An 18,346-nucleotide genomic window follows, 5' to 3' on the forward strand; every position below is an offset into this window, starting at 1 on the left:
TGCTACAGCACCTTGGCTGGCAAGATGATATGCATACAAGCTGCATTTTTATATGGCTTAATTGCTTTTAATTTAACCGCTTTCGATTTTTTATACTCTGTTTGTTGCTTTTGTGTAAAATTTTTGCCACATTGATGAGCTTGTAAATTGCCAGCATTTTATACTGGCAGGAATGGATTCAATTTTTCAGACAGGGCAGAAAACTGCCGAAGCAGTAGAGGTCTGGTAATGTCACTTTTAGAAGTTAAAAATCTTCGTATCGAGTACCCGTCGCGCCACGGAGTGCATGTGGCCGTGAAAGCGTTATCGTTCAATATTGAACGTGGCGAAATCGTAGGTGTGGTCGGTGAGTCGGGGGCAGGGAAATCGACCGTGGGTAATGCGGTGAGTGATTTGCTCAGCCCGCCGGGCCTGATCGCCAGCGGTGAGGTGTTTCTCGATGGCGAAAAGGTATCGGGCCTGTCACCAGAAGCGATGCGTAAAGTGCGCGGTTCTAAAATCGGATTTATCTTTCAGGATCCGATGACGTCGCTCAATCCGTTGTTCACGGTCGAACAACAACTGAAAGAAACCATTCACGCCAACATGAAAGTCAGTGATGACGAAGCGTATCAGCGCGCATTGTCACTGATGAATCAGGTCGGTATTCCGCAGCCGGAAAACCGCCTCAAGCAGTATCCTCACCAATTCTCCGGCGGCATGCGTCAGCGGGTGGTGATTGCGATCGCCTTGGCGGGTGAGCCCGATCTGATCATTGCCGATGAACCAACGACGGCTCTGGACGTATCGATCCAGGACCAAATCCTCAGCCTGATCCGTGATCTGTGCATCAAGAACAATGTCGGCTGTATGCTGGTGACCCACGATATGGGGGTGGTCTCTAACGTGACCGATCGGGTTGCGGTAATGTACCGTGGCGATCTGGTTGAATTTGGCCCGACCGCCAAAGTGCTTGGCGATCCGGATCACGCCTATACCCGCAGCCTGATTTCCGCGGTTCCGCGCTCGGACAAAAAACTCGACCGTTTTCCTTTGGTCAGCTACATCGAAGAAGCGACCGAAATGGAGCCGCTGGACATCAAAAACCACTGGCTGGGACAGAGTCAGGATGAGCGCCAGTACACCGGCCCATTGCTGAATGTCGAACACGTTAACCTGCGTTTTGTCACCAAGGATTCCTTGTTTGAAAGTCGCCGCGAGTATGTTCAGGCGTCCAATGACGTCAGTTTTGAAGTGTTCGAAGGGGAAACCTTCGGCCTGGTGGGAGAATCCGGATCGGGCAAATCGACCATTGCGCGCGTGATCTCGGGGTTGTATCAGCCAAATTCAGGCAAAGTGACGTTTGAGGGCATCGATCTGACCGGGCTTAAGTCGGAAAACGAACGACGTCCGCTGCGCCGTCAGATGCAGATGGTGTTCCAGAACCCGTACACCTCGATGAACCCACGGATGAAAATTTTCGACATCATCGCCGAGCCGATCCGTTTCCACAAACTGACCAACAGTGAAGCCGAGACGCGCCAGATCGTCAATGATCTGTTGGATCATGTTGGTCTGGGACGCATGGCCGGGGTGAAGTATCCGCATGAATTCTCCGGCGGTCAGCGACAGCGTATTTCGATTGCGCGTGCGTTGGCGACCCGTCCACGTTTGCTGATTTGTGATGAACCAACTTCGGCACTGGATGTGTCCGTGCAGGCGCAGATCCTGAACCTGCTGAAAGATCTCCAAGATGAGCTGAACCTGACCATGCTGTTCATCAGTCACGATTTACCGGTGATTCGCCAGATGTGCGACCGGGTGGGCGTCATGCAGATGGGAACCTTGCTGGAAGTCGCGCCGACGGAGCAACTGTTCCAGAACCCGCAGCATGAATACAGTAAGCAACTGATTTCTTTAATGCCTGAATTCACAGGCTTGAGAGAAGAAGTAAAAACGGCGTAAGCCAATAATGTCCAAGCGAGCTTGGTCTTAGAAACAGAAGCAAATACAACAACTAGGGATTGGATTCCCGCATAAGGAGTTATGCAATGAAAACCATGAAAAGCAAACTGGCAGTGGCTTTGATGGCAGCAGGGCTGAGCTTTAGCGCCGCCGCCGCCGACATTACCGTCGCTTACGACGCAGACCCGGTATCACTGGATCCACATGAGCAACTGTCTGGCGGTACACTGCAAATGTCTCACATGGTGTTCGATCCGCTAGTTCGTTACACACAAGATCTGGACTTTGAAGCGCGTCTGGCTGAGAAGTGGGAGCGTATCAACGACACGACTTTCCGTTTCCAACTGCGCAAAGGCGTGAAGTTCCATTCAGGTAACGAACTGACAGCGGATGATGTGGTTTGGACGTTTGACCGTCTGAAAAACTCACCGGATTTCAAAGCGATCTTTGAACCGTATGAGAAAATGGTCAAAGTCGACGACTACACGGTTGACCTGGTGTCGAAAGGCGCTTACCCGTTGGTACTGCAAACGGCGACCTACATTTTCCCAATGGACAGCAAGTTCTACTCAGGTAAGACCGACGATGGTAAAGACAAAGCGGAGCTGGTGAAACACGGCAACTCTTACGCGTCTACCCACGTTTCTGGCACGGGGCCGTTTATCGTGACGGCACGTGAACAGGGCGTAAAAGTAGAGTTTGAACGTTTTAAAGACTACTGGGACAAAGACACGCAAGGCAACGTTGACCACCTGACGCTGGTGCCAATCAAAGAAGACGCGACGCGTGTGGCTGCTTTGCTGTCAGGCGACGTTGACATGATCGCGCCAGTGGCACCGAACGATCACAAACGGGTGGAAGAAGCCAAAGGGGTCGATCTGGTGACACTGCCGGGTACCCGTATCATCACTTTCCAGATGAATCAGAGCAGCAACGAAGCTCTGAAAGACGTGCGTGTGCGTCAGGCCATCGTGAATGCAATCAACAATGAAGGCATCGTGAAGAAAATCATGAAGGGCTTCGCCACCGCTGCAGGCCAGCAAGGGCCTTCGGGTTATGCCGGTTACGATTCCGCTCTGGTGCCTCGCTACGATCTGAACAAAGCCAAAGCACTGATGAAAGAAGCGGGTTATGAGAAAGGCTTCACGCTGACCATGATCGCACCGAACAACCGCTACGTGAATGACGCGAAAGTGGCCCAAGCGGTCGCAGCGATGCTGTCAAAAATCGGCATCAAAGTGGATCTGAAGACCATGCCGAAAGCTCAGTACTGGCCAGAGTTTGATAAGTGTGCGGCGGACATGCTGATGATTGGTTGGCACTCTGATACCGAAGATTCAGCCAACTTCTCTGAGTTCCTGACCATGACCCGTAACGAAGAAACCGGTAAAGGTCAGTACAACTGCGGTCACTACTCAAACCCAGAAGTCGACAAGCTGGTGGAAGCGGCGAACGTGGAAACCGATCCGGCGAAACGTGCCAAGATGCTGCAAACGGTTGAAGCCACCTTGTACAACGATGCGGCGTTTGTACCACTGCACTGGCAAAACCTGGCGTGGGGCGCGAAATCTAACGTCGATATCAAGCCGATCGTCAACGCAATGAACTTCCCTTACTTTGGTGATCTGGTGGTCAAATAACCCCAGTCCCGCAAAGGCGTCCGCTTAGGCGGATGCCTTTGAGTAACTTTTGGTGCTTAGCTTTGTTTCAGTCGGGTTAAGTGCCATTTTTGAGGCTGAATTTCTCTCTTCTGCCCGGATTCGGCAGAAGTTCAAGGATAGAAAGGGGCAAGGAATGTTTTCGTTTCTGGTCAAGCGCCTGTTTCAGGCACTGATAGTGATGTTTGTGATCAGTTTGGTGGCGTTTGCCATTCAGGATAACCTGGGTGACCCATTGCGTGAGCTTGTCGGTCAGTCGGTTTCTGAAGCAGAACGTCAGGCACTGCGTGATGAGTTGGGCCTGAATGATCCCTTCGTGACTAAATACACTCGTTTTGTGACCAATGCGCTGCAAGGCGATTTGGGTACGTCATATTTCTTCAAACGTCCTGCGGTGGACGTGATCCTCGATAAATTGGTTGCCACGCTTGAACTGGTGTTTGGCGCCACGGTGATCATCATCGTGCTCTCGATACCGCTCGGCGTTTATTCCGCCATTCACCCCAAAAGTTTTTTCACCAAAGTGGTGATGGCGTTCAGTAGTATTGGTATTTCGATCCCGGTGTTCCTGACCGCGATCATGCTGATGTACATTTTCTCGATAGAGCTGGGCTGGCTGCCGTCCTTTGGCCGCGGCGAGACCGCGAACTGGTTGGGCTGGGAGTCCGGTTATTTTACGCTTGACGGGCTGGCGCACCTGATTCTGCCGTGTGTCTCTCTGGCGTCGATCATGCTGCCGCTGTTTATCCGTCTGGTTCGCTCTGAAATGCTGGAAGTACTGAGCTCGGAGTACATCAAATTCGCCAAAGCGAAAGGTCTGGCGCTGAACAAAATCTACTATCAGCACGCGCTGAAAAACACCATGCTGCCGGTTCTGACCGTCGGTGGGGTGCAAATCGGTACGATGGTGGCCTACACCATCCTGACCGAAACTGTGTTCCAGTGGCCGGGGACCGGTTTCCTTTTCCTTGAAGCCATCAACCGGGTAGATACACCGCTGATCACCGCGTACGTCATTTTCGTCGGCCTGATTTTTGTGGTGACCAACACCATCGTTGACTTGATGTACGGTCTGATCAACCCGACCGTGAATCTGACCGGAAAAGGAGCATAATCATGCAAACTGTTACTGCGGCTCCTTCTCGTTGGGAGCGTTTCAAAAAATCCGATTTTCTTTACTATTTCCTGCGCGACAAAGTTGCCATGTTCAGCTTTGCCATTTTTATGGTGATTCTGTGTTTGTCGCTGGTGGCCCCTTTGGTGTCACCGAGCGATCCGTACGACCTGGCCGCGATTGACATTATGGACTCAGAGCTGCCGCCATCCTGGATGGCAGACGGTGATGCCCGTTTTGCTCTGGGAACGGACAACCAGGGGCGCGATATTCTGTCGACCATTTTGTACGGTTCACGCCTGTCGCTGACGATAGGTTTCCTGGCGGTTGGCCTGCAATTGTTGCTGGGGATCGTGATTGGTCTGTCAGCGGGCTATTTCGGTGGCCGGATCGACAGCTTCCTGATGCGTTTTGCCGATGTGCAGCTGTCGTTCTCGACCATGATGGTGGCGATCATTGTCTCGGCCATTTTCAAAGCCAGCTTTGGCAGCGAATTTTACAGCGAATACGCCGTCTTGATGCTGGTGGTGATCATCGGTGTGGCGGAGTGGCCGCAATACGCACGAACCATACGTGCGTCAGTTCTGGCGGAAAAGAAGAAAGAGTATGTTGAAGCGGCGCGCGTGATGGGCTTTAAATCGATGCGCATCATGTTCCGTCACATCCTGCCGAACTGTTTGTCGCCTATCCTGGTGATTTCGACGGTGCAGGTGGCGAACGCCATTATGTCGGAAGCGGCTCTGTCGTTCCTCGGGCTGGGGCTGCCTGTCGACCAACCGTCGCTTGGCTCGCTGATCAGTATTGGTTTTAACTACATCTTCTCTGGTTCGTGGTGGATCACTGTCTTCCCTGGCATCGTTCTGGTGACTCTGGTGTTGGTGATCAACCTGCTGGGCGACTGGTTGCGTGACGTATTCAACCCGAAAATCTATAAAGGTTGATGACATCGATTGATTTTAAATCAATTATCTCCCTAAACTAAGAGCCGTAAGTGATTACGGCTCTTTTTTTGCATTCGGTTTCATACATTGAGAGTCGTCCTGAAAAAGTCACGAAAAAAGGTATACAACGCGTATGGATATGAGCATGGCAAAGATGTCTAAAGTTCGCCGTTCCTCACTGCTCGGCTTGGTGGCGCTGACATTGTCGGCCCCATTATCGGCGGCGCAGAGCGAGGAGTTTCTCTGTGGTGCCACGCAAGCCTCCACCAATGAATTGCCGGTACTGGACAAGTCTTGTCCGATCGGCAAAGGGTTATGGGGCAATCAGACGCCGCGTGCCCAGCAGTCCAGTTTCTGGATTCAGTGCGGCATGCTGACCAAACCCATGCCGCTGGCGACGGCCGCTCGCCTGTATCAACACCTTTCGGTAGATGTGTGGGGGAAGCCGGAGAAGCAAGGCTTTCGGTGTCTGATTGGTCCGTATGAGGACTTCGCTCAGGCCAAGCGTGAACTGGCGGCAGTGAAGCGTGTGCCGGGTTACCAGGAAGCTTTTATCCGCGAAGTGGCGAAAGGGGCACCGGTCAAAGCCGTGTCCGCCAATCCGCCGAGTGTAAAATCCAAGCCGGTGACCCGGGTTGCCGCGGCTAAGCCAGCGCAGGCCGCGAAACCGGTGGCGAACAAACCCGCCCCTGCTGCCAAACCGGCCCCGGCCAGCAAAGCCAGCAGTAAAAATGAGATCAGTATCCGGTTGCAAACTCAAATTGCCGGTACCACCTACAGCGTGCCGTATCTGATGTTCAGTGATGAACAGTTTTACATGGAACACGGTTTACCGTGGAATCGGCTCAGCTACGAGCGTGCGCTGCAAACCTGCCGCAAGATCGGCATGCGCCTGCCGGGAGAAACGCAGTGGCAGACCTTGCTTGATACTAAAGTGATGGAGAAAAAACAGTGGCCGATCCACCTGCCGTACTGGGGGGCTGAACGCAAAGGGCTGTTTACCAGTGGCAAGGTCAATCAACTTAGCGGCTCCTCACTGTTAAATGTGATGTGCGTAAAGTAGCAGGTGGGGTTTGACCGCCCGTTAACAATTTATGACGGCAGTTTGACTAAATAATGGTCACACCTCTTAGAGTGGAATGGCAACGCACACCATTCGACCACAACATCTAAAGGTGCCCTATGAAAAAATTGCTAACTTTGCTGACATTGTCCGCTGCGGTCGCAGCATCTCCCGTGATGGCACAGGGTGAGACTCAAGATACCAAAGCCAATCTGCAACAGGCGATCGCACAGAGCCAGCAGATCAGTCAGCGGGTCGGGGAAATCCAGCAGGAGCTGGCGACCATTAAACAGAAAGCGTATGAGCAGGACCCTGAACTGGTGAATGCCACGGAAAAAGCCAATGCCACTCTGGAGAAGAAAGCCAAAGAAGTCGGGTATGATCCGCAAGGCTTTGAGCAGGCGCTGCAAAGTGCCCGGACGAAACTGGCCGACAAAGGCCTGACGGAAAGTGAGCGCCAGTCGATACTGACCAAACTCAAAGCCCAGCAACAGCAACAAGCGGACAAACGGACACAGTTTTTGGCGAACCCAGACGTGCAGCAAGTCAATCAACAGCTGCAGAAGAAACTGGTGGCGGCGATGAATAAAGTTGATCCCGACACCAGCAAACTGCTGAAAGAGCTGGATGGGCTGATCAAATCGATGAAGTCATAATCGCGTTTCACGCACGCATAAAAAAGGCCGCATTTGCGGCCTTTTTTCGTTGTGACTGGTGCTCAGCGCATCGTCACGAATTCTTCGCTGCCGGTAGGGTGGATCGCCACAACCGAATCGAAGTCGGCTTTGGTTGCGCCCATCTTCATCGCCACGCCAAAGCCTTGGATCATCTCATCGACCGTGAAGCCAATGCCGTGCAGACCAACCACTTTCTCATCGTCGCCCGCACACACCAGTTTCATCTTGCACGGTTGACGGTGCTTGGTGACTGCGGTGTACATCGCGGTGAAACCTGAGGTGTAGACTTTCACGTTGTCTGCACCGAATTTGGCGATGGCTTCTGGTTCAGTCAGACCGATGGTGCCGATTGGTGGGTGGCTGAAGACCACGGTTGGGACCAGGTCGTAGTCCATTTTCGCGTTTGGCTTGTTGTTGAACAGACGCTCAGACAGTTGACGACCAGCTTTCACTGCCACCGGAGTGAGCTCGATACCACCTTCCATGATGTCGCCAACACAGTATATGCCAGCAACGTTGGTTTCCTGGTATTCGTCGACTTTGATATAGCCTTTGTCGTTGGTAGCCACACCAGTCGAGGCCAGGTTGATCGCGTCTGTGGCCGGATGACGGCCGATCGCCCAGATCAGCTGGTCGACGTTTTGACTTTCACCATTTTCCAGATGCAGAGTCAGGCTGCCGTCGGCTTCTTTGACGATCTCTTTTGGTACCGAGTGGGTGTGCAGTTTCGGACCTTCCGCATCCATCACTTCAACCAACGTCTCAATGATCATTGGGTCAAAGCTGCGCAGTGGTGACTCTTTACGCACAAATAAATGCGTTTCAGTGCCGAGTGCGTGCAGTACACCGGCGATTTCAACCGCGATGTAACCCGCGCCAACCACGGCGACGCGTTTGGGCTGTTCTGCCAGATCGAAGAAACCGTTGGAATCGATGCCGTGTTCAGCTCCCGGAATGTCAGGGATCGTTGGACGACCGCCGACGGCGATCAGGATATGATCCGCGGTGTAGTGTTCGCCGTTCACTTCAACGGTTTTCTCGTCAACAAACTTAGCAAAGCCTTTGATGACATTGACTTTGTTGTTGCCCAATACGCGGTCGTAAGATTGGTGGATACGGCCAATATACGCCTGACGACTCTCAACCAGTTTGCTCCAGTCGAAGCCTTTCACATCCACGTCAAAACCGTAATCTTCGGCGTACAGGTTCATCGCTTCTGCGATTTGCGCACCGTGCCACATCACTTTCTTTGGCACACAGCCGACGTTGACACAGGTACCGCCCAGATCTTGTGCTTCGATGAGTGCGACTTTGGCACCGTACATTGCCGCGCGGTTGGCGGATGCGATACCGCCGCTACCGCCGCCGATACAGATATAATCAAAATGAGTCGCCATGACTTTCTCCAAATGGTGTTGTCCCTGGTTTCCTTGCCCGAGTCCCTGGGGTGGGGAACCAAATTTATGGTTAATCTTTAGATGAGGGCAGATCGGCTGAACTCAATCCACCCGTATAAATTCGTCGTACGCCGGAGTTACTCCGGCACAATCCACTCGACTTTATAATGACCGGTCGCCGGCGCAATTGCTGCTTTAAGGAAAGGCAAAATCTCGTTCATCTGGCTTTCCAGCTTCCATGGTGGATTGATCACTATCATGCCAGAAGCGGTCATACCATGCTCGTTGGTGTCGGGTGCCACCCCCAGTTCAATTTGTAAGATTTTGCGAATGCCGAGTCCTTGCAGGCCTTCAATCATGTCCTCGATATCACAGCGATTCACCACCGGGTACCAGATGGCGTAGATGCCCGTCGCCCAGCGTTTGTAGCTGTGGTAGATCGCCTGGACCACATCGCGATATTCGCGTGCCAGTTCGTACGGCGGATCAATCAGCACCAGGCCACGTCTTTCCTTCGGTGGCAGGCTGGCTTTGAGGCGGGAAAAGCCGTCTTCTTTGTAAATGCTGACCTGACGATCACGGTGAAATTCCTGCTCCAGCAGCGGGTAGTCGCTTGGGTGCAGTTCAGTCAGCACCATACGGTCGTGCGTGCGCAGATGAGCCCGGGCAACGCGCGGTGAGCCTGGGTAGTAGCGTAGCGTGTCGCCGTTGTTAAGTTGTCTAATTGCATTCAGATAGCTTTGAATTTCCTGCGGAATGTCTTGCTGCTGCCAGACGCGCGCGATACCTTGCTTGTACTCGCCGGTTTTCTCTGCCCACTCATGGGTCAGATCGTAACGGCCGACCCCAGAATGGGTATCGTGGTAAACAAAGGGTTTCTCTTTCTGCTTGAGCGCGTTGAGGATCAGGCTCTGAACAATGTGTTTCACTACGTCAGCGTGGTTGCCGGCGTGGAAACTGTGGCGATAACTTAACAAATCAGACTCTCGAAACGACCCCAATCGGTGTCGTGCAACAATAAACGTATATGCTCGATTATACGCCACTATTGAAAATTGCTGAACCTACCTATATTTACTATTTAATACCTCAAGATTATTAAGCGTGCCGCTTCGGGCACTTTTGCAGCAAAAGGAATGATTTATGTCGAACCCGCTTCTCACCTTTACCGACTTACCGCCGTTTTCGGCGATTAAGCCGGAACATGTCAAACCTGCGGTCGAGCAGGCGATTGCCGACTGCCGCGCCAAGATAGAAGCCGTGCTGGAAAGTGACCAGGCGCCAAGCTGGGACAGCATCGTCGCGCCGATCGAGGAAGTGGATGATCGCCTCAGTCGCATCTGGTCGCCGGTCAGTCACATGAACTCTGTGGTCAACAGTGAGGAGCTGCGCGAGGCGTACGAAAGTTGTCTGCCTTTACTGTCCGAGTACGGCACTTGGGTGGGGCAGCATAAAGGGCTATTTGAAGCGTATAAGGGCATCAAAGCCAGTGAGGCTTTTGCTTCCTTAAGCCGCGCTCAACAGAAAACCATTAATGATGCGTTGCGTGATTTTGAACTGTCCGGCATAGGTCTACCAGCGGCGGAGCAGCATCGCTACGGTGAAATCAGCAAGCGCATGTCGGAGCTGAGTTCGCAGTTTTCCAATCATGTACTCGATGCGACCATGGGCTGGACGAAGCAGGTGACCGATGTCGAGCAACTGGCCGGCATGCCGGAATCGGCGCTGGCAGCAGCGAAAGCCGCGGCACAGGCCAAAGAGCTGGACGGTTACCTGCTGACGCTCGATATCCCGTCTTATCTGCCGGTGATGACTTACTGTGACAATCAGGCGCTGCGTCAGGAGTTGTACGAAGCGTACGTGACCCGCGCCTCAGACCGTGGCCCGAATGCCGGGAAATGGGATAACAGCGACATCATCAGCGAGCAGTTGAAACTGCGTCACGAAGTTGCGCGTATGCTTGGCTTTCACAGCTACAGCGAGAAATCTCTGGCCACCAAAATGGCGGAAACACCCGAGCAGGTGTTGGGCTTTCTCAATGATCTGGCCGGCCGAGCCAAAACGCAGGGTGAGCGTGAAGTGGACGAATTACACCAGTTCGCCAACGCAGAGTTCGGTGTGGATGAACTGAACCTGTGGGATATTGCTTACTACAGTGAAAAACACAAACAACACCTGTTCCAGATCTCCGACGAGGAGCTGCGTCCATATTTCCCGGAAGCCAAAGTGGTCAGCGGGCTGTTTGAAGTATTGAAACGGGTCTTTGGCATGTCAGTGCAAGAACGTCAGGGGGTGGAAACCTGGCACGAGTCGGTGCGCTTTTTCGATATTCTCGACGCGAATGGCCAGTTGCGCGGCAGCTTCTATCTCGACCTGTACGCGCGTGAGCACAAGCGTGGTGGTGCCTGGATGGACGAATGCCGCGTGCGTCGCATCAATGCCCAGGGCGAGCTGCAGACGCCAGTGGCTTACCTGACGTGTAACTTTAACCGCCCGGTCGGCGATAAGCCGGCGCTGTTTACCCATGATGAAGTCGTGACCCTGTTCCATGAATTTGGTCACGGGATCCACCACATGCTGACCCAGGTGGAAACGGGCGCGGTGTCGGGCATCAATGGGGTACCTTGGGATGCGGTGGAGCTGCCGAGTCAGTTTCTGGAAAACTGGTGCTGGGAAGAAGATGCACTGGCGTTTATTTCCGGACATTACGAAACCGGCGAACCTCTGCCGAAAGCGATGCTGGAAAAAATGCTGGCGGCCAAGAACTTCCAGTCGGCGATGTTCATTCTGCGTCAGTTGGAGTTTGGGCTGTTCGATTTCACCTTGCACACCGAGTACGATCCGGAGATTGGTCCACGAGTGCTGGAAACGCTGGCCGAAGTGAAAGCCAAAGTGGCTGTCCTGCCAAGCCTGGAATGGAACCGGTTTTCGCACAGCTTCAGCCACATTTTTGCTGGTGGTTACAGCGCCGGTTACTACAGCTATCTGTGGGCAGAAGTGTTGTCTGCTGATGCTTTTTCCCGTTTTGAAGAAGAGGGCATTTTTAACCCGCAGACCGGCCAGAGTTTCCTGAACAATATTCTGGAAATGGGCGGCAGCGAAGAGCCGATGGAACTGTTCAAACGCTTCCGAGGCCGTGAGCCGCAAATCGATGCGCTGCTGCGCCACAGTGGTATCGCCGCCTGAGCGCGGTGTCTGCCGCCGGTGAAAATTGAGTAAATAAAACGATAAACCCACCCGCGACGGGTGGGTTTATTCGTTACGTCAGTGATATATTGAGTGGCATGATAAAAGGAGTGCTTATGTCGAAATTTACCCAAGCGTTATGGTTGACCACTGGAATCCTCCTCGGCGTGACAGGATGTGCCGAACTGAAAGAAGCTGGCCGCACGGTTGGTCATGCCACCCGGGATGCCACGACGGCGATTGGTCATGCTACCCGAGATACCACCAAAGCCATCGGGCATGCTTCGCGTGACGCCGTCAATTCGGTCAAAGACGATTTATCGGGCGATAGCAGTGACTAATTTTGCAGTTGTTGGCGCAGCAATCTATCCAGCGACAGCGGGCCGGCGCCCCACAGCATAACTATGAGTAGCATCAAGCCCCACAACTGATGGTCATAATACCCTTTTTCCCACAATAGCGGGTAGGACACCACGGCCACAATATTGAAGGCGAACAACAAGGTGGCCATCGGCCGTGTCAGTAGCCCCAGGACAACAAACAGCGGCAGTATCAGCTCCGATGCGGTGCCAAGATAGGCGGCCCACTGCCACGGCAGCAGCGGCACCTGATATTCAAACTCAAACAGGTATAAGGTGCTGTCCCACGAGGCGATTTTAACCAGCCCGGAATTGAAAAACACCCAGCCCACCCATGCCCGACACAGCAATAAGAGCACCGGAATGCCGATACTCTGTAAGCGGCGTACCTGCGCATCGTAACCGCTGAGCCTGTGTTTGATCGCCTTACACATGTGTATCTCCTTGTGTACGTTCACTGTTGTGTTGCAGTGAGAAGCCGCACAACCAGTCGTGTTGCATTAAATCATTCAGCCCGCTCAGCAGTGCCGGTGGAATCGCGCCCAGTGCGTGTTGATGTTTCACATGAAACATCAACTGATAGGCCGTATCAGACAGCGATTGCAGTTGCAGGCGACCATCGGCGTGAGCGGCAATCACACCAACTTGCGGTTGGGACAAATCCAGATCATCAAAGTGCTGCTGGTGGATGGCATGCCATAAATCAAACACAGCGTAGTCACTGGCGAGGCACAACACGCCGGGTCTGAGGTGCAGACACAGCGCCGTGTATTGTTCGGCTGGCACTTCGGCCAGTTTTTCCATTGGCTGGCACGTAGCGGGTCGCTGTTCGGCCTGCGCCTGACGCGCCCGATCGATCTGCCATTCAAATTCAGCCAGTGCAACTGCGTAGGGCGCCGCTTTGAGCACCTCGGTAAACTGCCCAACGGTTTCCGCCAGTCCGGCGCCATAATGAGTGACATCGCCTTCGTTGAGGGGGTGATGCAACACATGGTGACGGGCTATCTGGGCAAAGCACGCTTCCCCCAGCACTTGCTCCAGCAGCGGATAGGTTGCACTGAGCACCTCGCCGAGACTCACCACAAAATGATTGCGGTAGATTTGCAGTCTCTGCTCGGCGCTAAAGTGATCGCTGTTTATGCCGCATTGCTCGCCGTCAGCGTGATAACACAGCGCATTAGCAAACTGGTGTTGCAACTCAGCCAGCGTCATGATGAACACCTCATCTTGGGGTCGGCCGCGTTTAACCGCTGGCTGGCTTTGGCTGCTTCGGTGAGCAAAACGGCGGGTTCTGGAATGTCGCTATCCCACTCAATCAGCGTTCGACGTGGGCCGTGTTGTTGTAACCAGGCGTCATACAGCTGCCAGACGGCATCACTCACTGGCCGGCTGTGTGTATCGATCCAAATATCGCCCTGCTCGAGGGTTTTGACGGTGTAGCCAGCCAGATGAATTTCATCGACGGCCTCTGCCGGCAGGGCATTTAGGTAGGTCTGGCAGTCGAAGCGGTGATTAAACGCCGACACATGCACATTGTTCAGATCCAGCAGCAGACGGCAATCGGTACGGGCCTGGACAGCACGTAAAAATTCCCATTCACTGATGGTTGAGTGCTGAAATGTCAGGTAACTGGAGGGATTTTCAATCAGCATTGGCCGGCCCAGGTATTCCTGGACTTCGCTGACGTTGCGGCAAAAAACTGTCAATGCTTCTTCAGTGTAGGGCAAGGGCAGCAAATCATTAAAGTAATGACCGCCGTGCTGACTCCAGCTCAGGTGGTCAGAAATTAAGATGGGATGGATCTCATCCACCAGCGCTTTGAGCCGGACCAAGTGCGGGCGACTGACCCGTTCGGCGCTGCCGAGTGACAGGCCGATGCCGTGACAGCTGATGTGGTAGTCCCGGGCCAATTGACGCAATTGCTGTCTCTGGGGGGAGAAGGGCTGAAAGTAGTTTTCGCTGTGGATCTCCAACCAGCTGAGTGGTGGAGTCTGAGCGCAGAAGTAATTCAGATGAGGCGCCCGCAACCCGACCCCGCTCAGAGGATGAAAGGGCGTCGTGATGTTGTGGCTGGTGGATGGCATAAAGGTTGTCTCACGAATTGGTGCAGGAAGCAAAGTAAGGAGCGCTGTACCAATCCACAGCGCGCCTTACTGGGGATTATGAAGACTGAGTAGTGCCACCGGCCAGCTTGTCGCACAGGCCTTTCGGGACAACGACAAACGCATCTTTCATATGGTCTTCTTTGGCGGTGCCCGCGCATGAGCTGGATTTGGTCGCACAGTCGTTTTTGCCTGCTTTGGCGACGCCGTAGCACTTCTCTTTTTCTGCGGCCGCAGCCGGGGTAGCGGTCAGCATAGTGCCACCCAGTGCCAGTAAGCCGGTGACTGCCGCGGTAACGGCCAGATTCGATTTCTTCATCATCAATTCCTCAGACGGTTGTTTACTTTCCTTTGTGTGTCGGCAAAGACGGCCAGGCGAATTGCCTGCTTTGCTCCCTTAAGAAGATAGATAAAGCCGGGGAAAACTTTCACAAAAAATATACATTTTCGCTTTTTTATTCGATTTTGTTATTTAACAAACTGATTCCATGTGAGAATTTTTTTGTTTCGTGACCCCTTGCGTCACCAGCCAACCCGGTTTTGTTTGGCCGGTATCAGCGCGCTCTCGGCGGAGATTTGACCGCCAGCGCGTGCATCTTGACCGCACTTGGGTATAATCAGGCTTTATGTATAAATAACCAGTAGCTGTGCCATGATGGATCCCTCTTTATTACTCGACGGCCTTAACGATAAACAACGCGAAGCGGTGGCCGCTCCGCTGGAGAACCTGCTGGTTCTGGCCGGGGCCGGCAGTGGTAAAACTCGGGTGCTGGTGCATCGGATTGCCTGGTTGATGTCGGTGGAACAGGCCTCGCCGTTTTCAATCATGTCGGTGACGTTTACCAACAAAGCGGCGGCGGAGATGCGCGGCCGGATTGAAGAATTGATGATGGGCAGTGCCTCCGGGATGTGGAACGGCACGTTTCACGGTATCTGTCACCGTATTCTGCGCGCTCACTATCTGGACGCGAAGCTGCCGGAAGATTTTCAGATCATCGACAGTGATGATCAGCAGCGTTTGCTGCGCCGTCTGATTAAGGCACAGAACCTGGATGAGAAACAGTGGCCGCCACGTCAGGTAGCCTGGTGGATTAACGGCAAGAAAGACGAAGGCCTGCGTCCGGCGCACATCGATGCGTATCACGATCCGATCACCAAAACTTATCTGCAGTTGTACAGCGCGTATCAGGAAGCGTGTGATCGCGCCGGACTGGTGGATTTCGCCGAGATTTTGCTGCGTGCGCACGAGTTACTGCGTGAGAAAAAGCACATTCGTGAACACTACCAAGCGCGTTTCAAACACATCCTGGTTGATGAGTTTCAGGACACCAACAACATCCAGTACGCCTGGCTGCGTATGATGGCTGGGCCGGATTGCCATGTAATGATCGTCGGTGATGATGATCAGTCGATTTATGGCTGGCGCGGCGCGAAAGTTGAAAATATTGAAAAGTTCACGCTTGAGTTTCCAAGCGTCAACACCATCCGTCTGGAGCAGAACTACCGCTCGACCAAAACCATTTTGGAAGCCTCCAATACCTTGATCGCCAATAACACCGAACGGATGGGCAAAGAGCTGTGGACCGACGGTCAGTCGGGCGAGCCGATTTCGGTGTACTCGGCCTACAATGAGCTGGACGAAGCGCGTTTTGCCGTGAGTAAAATCAAAGAGTGGCAGGATAAGGGAGGCGTACTGACAGACGCCGCCATGCTGTATCGCAACAACGCCCAGTCGCGGGTACTGGAAGAGGCACTGATTCAGGCTGGTTTGCCTTACCGGATTTATGGCGGGATGCGCTTCTTCGAACGCCAGGAAATCAAAGATGCCCTCAGCTATTTGCGTTTGATGGCCAACCGCAATGACGATGCGGCGTTTGAACGAGTGGTCAATACGCCAACCCGCGGGTTGGGCGACAAGACACTGGAAACGATCCGTTTCGCAGCTCGTGATCGGGGCTGCACCATGTGGGAAGCGAGTGTGGCGCTGCTGGATGAGCAGGTATTGCCGGGCCGGGCGGCCGGAGCGCTGGGCCGTTTTGTTGAGCTGATCCATGCGTTGGAAGATGACACTGCCGAGATGCCTCTGTATGAGCAGACTGACCACGTGATCAAATCGTCGGGCTTGTTTGCGATGTATGAGCAGGAGAAAGGCGAGAAGTCCAAAGCGCGGATTGAAAACTTGGAAGAGCTGGTCACCGCAACCCGGCAGTTTGAAAAGCCGGAAGAAGCGGAAGAGATGACGCTGCTGACGGCGTTTTTGACGCACGCAGCACTGGAAGCGGGCGAAGGGCAAGCGGATGAGTTTGAAGATGCGGTACAACTGATGACTCTGCATAGCGCCAAAGGTCTGGAATTTCCACTGGTCTTTATGGTTGGGGTGGAAGAGGGCATGTTCCCTAGCCAGATGTCGGCCGAAGAAGCTGGCCGTCTCGAAGAGGAGCGCCGCTTGTGTTACGTCGGCATGACCCGGGCAATGGAAAAACTCTACATCACCTACGCAGAGATGCGCCGTTTGTATGGTCAGGACAAATACCACAAACCGTCCCGCTTTATCCGTGAGTTGCCGCAGCACTGCCTGGATGAAGTGCGGATGAAAGCTCAGGTCAGTCGCCCGACCAGCAGTGGCCGTTTCAGCCAGACCGCGGTGAAAGAGAACTTCAACGAAACCGGTTTTAGTCTGGGGTCGCGGGTGATGCACCCGAAATTCGGTGAAGGAACCATCATCAATTTTGAAGGCAACGGGCCTCAAAGCCGGGTACAGGTCGCGTTCAACGGTGAGGGCATCAAATGGCTGGTGACCGCGTACGCCAAACTGGAACAGTTATAAAACCAATCCATCTACACTCACGCCGCGCCTAGCGCGGCGTTGTTATTTTTACTGTGTGCTTAACGCGAAAAACAGCCGCGCAGGCGCAATAACTCACGACTCAGCTCGGGGTGCGGAATGAACTTGTCCCGCCCGTGCAGCCAGCGATGATTGTGGACCACCAGCATCGCCCCGACTGGCACGCGTACGTTGAAGCAGTGGTTGTCGCGCTCGAGCGATTCCCCCATTTCATACAGGTACAACCCTTCCGCCAGATTTTTGGGTTTGGCGAACTGGTCGATAAAGAGCATGTGGGGCAGACCGTTATCGTCCTGTTCGAAAAAAACTGCATGCTCAATGTCGTAACCGGTGTTCTTGCTGGGTGGCGCGCCCCAGTTCATGGGGTGGCTGGCGAGCGGGTGATGATAAAAACGCGCCAGCTCCTGCCAGTCATCCAGGTGCAGCAGCAGTGAGTCTCCGCCCTGCATGTTCTGCTCCTGCATTTTCATCATCAGTACAAAATCGGTGCGCTCTTTGACGTACGTGCCGTCGTTGTGCAATTCCATCCGTCGGTGTGCCTGACGCAGGTAACTGTCGCTGTTATCGGCATTTTTGACCGTAAAGCGGGCGTAATATTTGCCGTACATGGCATCAAAATTGGGCAAGCCGATCAGGTGTGACACCGCTGTGGACAATTTGACAAAATCGTCCCGCTGCGCGTCATCATTTCGCCAGTTGGCCTGTGTTTGTGTGTCGGCCTGGAGCAGAAAAGCACCATGGGCGCGATCATCGATGATGTTTCTCAGCAAAGGTTTCAACTGGCGTCCGGATGCCAGATCGAGCGCGTCGGCCACCGCAAAACGCAAAAATGGCTTGTATTCAATCGCTTGTAGATCCCAGCGTGCGCTGAGCTGCTGGAACTGATTCAACAGCGCCTGGCTGAGGGTTACGACTTGCAGGCGGGCATTATTGGGGTGAGGCTGCACCTCAAGCAGGGGGTTATCGGGCTGAGAGGGGTGAAGTTGCGTCATGGTCATTCCTTGTCGAAAACCCGCGTCCTGGCGGCGTTATTGAGTGAATACAAGGTTAGCAGGTGACC

At 53.6% G+C, this 18,346-nt stretch carries 16 protein-coding genes; 9 read left to right on the forward strand and 7 right to left on the reverse strand.

Translation table 11 applies throughout. The features are described from left to right. Positions 1-228 precede the first annotated feature (228 nt). The 6 genes from CAG65_RS01975 (at position 229) to CAG65_RS02000 (ending at position 7,376) form a co-directional block, all read left to right on the forward strand. Positions 229-1,944 carry a dipeptide ABC transporter ATP-binding protein gene (locus CAG65_RS01975; RefSeq protein WP_161451820.1) on the forward strand — a complete coding sequence of 572 codons (1,716 nt, stop codon included), beginning with the start codon at positions 229-231 and terminating at the stop codon, positions 1,942-1,944. 86 nt (positions 1,945-2,030) lie between these two features. Continuing rightward, positions 2,031-3,584: an ABC transporter substrate-binding protein gene (locus CAG65_RS01980; protein ID WP_021707432.1), complete on the forward strand. Its 1,554-nt coding sequence runs from the start codon at positions 2,031-2,033 to the stop codon at positions 3,582-3,584. A gap of 154 nt (positions 3,585-3,738) precedes the next feature. Continuing rightward, entirely contained in the window at positions 3,739-4,716 is a 978-nt protein-coding gene (locus tag CAG65_RS01985) for an ABC transporter permease (protein WP_021707431.1), read from the forward strand. A 2-nt stretch (positions 4,717-4,718) separates the two neighbouring features. Beyond that, on the forward strand, positions 4,719-5,657 hold the full coding sequence (locus tag CAG65_RS01990; protein ID WP_021707430.1) for an ABC transporter permease: 939 nt from the start codon (positions 4,719-4,721) through the stop codon (positions 5,655-5,657). A 145-nt stretch (positions 5,658-5,802) separates the two neighbouring features. Further along, entirely contained in the window at positions 5,803-6,720 is a 918-nt protein-coding gene (locus CAG65_RS01995; RefSeq protein WP_237668720.1) for an SPOR domain-containing protein, read from the forward strand. Positions 6,721-6,839: 119 nt separating this feature from the next. Then, positions 6,840-7,376 carry a hypothetical protein gene (locus tag CAG65_RS02000; protein WP_021707428.1) on the forward strand — a complete coding sequence of 179 codons (537 nt, stop codon included), beginning with the start codon at positions 6,840-6,842 and terminating at the stop codon, positions 7,374-7,376. Positions 7,377-7,438: 62 nt separating this feature from the next. Here the strand turns inward: CAG65_RS02000 and gorA are convergent, their stop codons facing one another. Then, entirely contained in the window at positions 7,439-8,794 is a 1,356-nt protein-coding gene (gene gorA / locus CAG65_RS02005; RefSeq protein WP_161451824.1) for a glutathione-disulfide reductase, read from the reverse strand. A gap of 137 nt (positions 8,795-8,931) precedes the next feature. Beyond that, positions 8,932-9,771 carry a 23S rRNA (adenine(2030)-N(6))-methyltransferase RlmJ gene (locus CAG65_RS02010; RefSeq protein ID WP_161451826.1) on the reverse strand — a complete coding sequence of 280 codons (840 nt, stop codon included), beginning with the start codon at positions 9,769-9,771 and terminating at the stop codon, positions 8,932-8,934. 166 nt (positions 9,772-9,937) lie between these two features. On the opposite strand from CAG65_RS02010, the gene prlC reads away from it, so the two are divergent. Both prlC and CAG65_RS02020 read left to right on the forward strand, forming a co-directional pair. Next, positions 9,938-11,980 carry an oligopeptidase A gene (gene prlC, locus CAG65_RS02015; RefSeq protein ID WP_161451828.1) on the forward strand — a complete coding sequence of 681 codons (2,043 nt, stop codon included), beginning with the start codon at positions 9,938-9,940 and terminating at the stop codon, positions 11,978-11,980. A gap of 116 nt (positions 11,981-12,096) precedes the next feature. After that, positions 12,097-12,321: a hypothetical protein gene (locus tag CAG65_RS02020; RefSeq protein WP_021707424.1), complete on the forward strand. Its 225-nt coding sequence runs from the start codon at positions 12,097-12,099 to the stop codon at positions 12,319-12,321. Here CAG65_RS02020 and CAG65_RS02025 read toward each other — a convergent pair. The 4 genes from CAG65_RS02025 to CAG65_RS02040 form a co-directional block, all read right to left on the reverse strand. Beyond that, entirely contained in the window at positions 12,318-12,773 is a 456-nt protein-coding gene (locus CAG65_RS02025; RefSeq protein WP_161451830.1) for a DoxX family protein, read from the reverse strand. The two genes, CAG65_RS02020 and CAG65_RS02025, sit on opposite strands and share 4 nt — an antisense overlap. Then, complete coding sequence (locus tag CAG65_RS02030) at positions 12,766-13,551, reverse strand: HvfC/BufC family peptide modification chaperone (RefSeq protein ID WP_161451832.1); 786 nt, start codon at positions 13,549-13,551, stop codon at positions 12,766-12,768. Before CAG65_RS02030 ends, CAG65_RS02025 begins: the two co-directional genes overlap by 8 nt. Then, complete coding sequence (gene bufB, locus CAG65_RS02035; protein WP_161451834.1) at positions 13,548-14,423, reverse strand: MNIO family bufferin maturase; 876 nt, start codon at positions 14,421-14,423, stop codon at positions 13,548-13,550. Before bufB ends, CAG65_RS02030 begins: the two co-directional genes overlap by 4 nt. A gap of 76 nt (positions 14,424-14,499) precedes the next feature. Next, a complete protein-coding gene (locus CAG65_RS02040) occupies positions 14,500-14,760 on the reverse strand; it encodes a BufA1 family periplasmic bufferin-type metallophore (protein WP_021707420.1) in 261 nt (86 codons plus the stop codon). Positions 14,761-15,093: 333 nt separating this feature from the next. Between CAG65_RS02040 and uvrD the strand changes: the two genes are divergently transcribed. Beyond that, on the forward strand, positions 15,094-17,268 hold the full coding sequence (gene uvrD / locus CAG65_RS02045; RefSeq protein ID WP_161451835.1) for a DNA helicase II: 2,175 nt from the start codon (positions 15,094-15,096) through the stop codon (positions 17,266-17,268). 59 nt (positions 17,269-17,327) lie between these two features. Here the strand turns inward: uvrD and glaH are convergent, their stop codons facing one another. Further along, on the reverse strand, positions 17,328-18,278 hold the full coding sequence (gene glaH / locus CAG65_RS02050; RefSeq protein ID WP_237668721.1) for a glutarate dioxygenase GlaH: 951 nt from the start codon (positions 18,276-18,278) through the stop codon (positions 17,328-17,330). Between the last annotated feature and the right edge of the window lie 68 nt (positions 18,279-18,346).

The sequence above is a fragment of the Vibrio sp. V39_P1S14PM300 genome (genome assembly GCF_009904765.1).
GTDB lineage: Bacteria > Pseudomonadota > Gammaproteobacteria > Enterobacterales > Vibrionaceae > Vibrio > Vibrio proteolyticus.

Excerpts from the sequence above, each read along its gene's own strand:
- CAG65_RS02025 (WP_161451830.1), bottom strand. The coding sequence starts at position 12,773 with ATGTGTAAGGCGATCAAACACAGGCTCAGCGGTTACGATGCGCAGGTA.
- bufB (WP_161451834.1), bottom strand. The coding sequence starts at position 14,423 with ATGCCATCCACCAGCCACAACATCACGACGCCCTTTCATCCTCTGAGC.
- CAG65_RS02040 (WP_021707420.1), bottom strand. The coding sequence starts at position 14,760 with ATGAAGAAATCGAATCTGGCCGTTACCGCGGCAGTCACCGGCTTACTG.
- CAG65_RS01980 (WP_021707432.1), top strand. The coding sequence starts at position 2,031 with ATGAAAACCATGAAAAGCAAACTGGCAGTGGCTTTGATGGCAGCAGGG.
- glaH (WP_237668721.1), bottom strand. The coding sequence starts at position 18,278 with ATGACGCAACTTCACCCCTCTCAGCCCGATAACCCCCTGCTTGAGGTG.
- CAG65_RS02000 (WP_021707428.1), top strand. The coding sequence starts at position 6,840 with ATGAAAAAATTGCTAACTTTGCTGACATTGTCCGCTGCGGTCGCAGCA.
- CAG65_RS01985 (WP_021707431.1), top strand. The coding sequence starts at position 3,739 with ATGTTTTCGTTTCTGGTCAAGCGCCTGTTTCAGGCACTGATAGTGATG.
- gorA (WP_161451824.1), bottom strand. The coding sequence starts at position 8,794 with ATGGCGACTCATTTTGATTATATCTGTATCGGCGGCGGTAGCGGCGGT.
- CAG65_RS02030 (WP_161451832.1), bottom strand. The coding sequence starts at position 13,551 with ATGACGCTGGCTGAGTTGCAACACCAGTTTGCTAATGCGCTGTGTTAT.
- CAG65_RS02020 (WP_021707424.1), top strand. The coding sequence starts at position 12,097 with ATGTCGAAATTTACCCAAGCGTTATGGTTGACCACTGGAATCCTCCTC.
- CAG65_RS01990 (WP_021707430.1), top strand. The coding sequence starts at position 4,719 with ATGCAAACTGTTACTGCGGCTCCTTCTCGTTGGGAGCGTTTCAAAAAA.
- CAG65_RS01975 (WP_161451820.1), top strand. The coding sequence starts at position 229 with ATGTCACTTTTAGAAGTTAAAAATCTTCGTATCGAGTACCCGTCGCGC.
- prlC (WP_161451828.1), top strand. The coding sequence starts at position 9,938 with ATGTCGAACCCGCTTCTCACCTTTACCGACTTACCGCCGTTTTCGGCG.
- CAG65_RS01995 (WP_237668720.1), top strand. The coding sequence starts at position 5,803 with ATGGCAAAGATGTCTAAAGTTCGCCGTTCCTCACTGCTCGGCTTGGTG.
- uvrD (WP_161451835.1), top strand. The coding sequence starts at position 15,094 with ATGATGGATCCCTCTTTATTACTCGACGGCCTTAACGATAAACAACGC.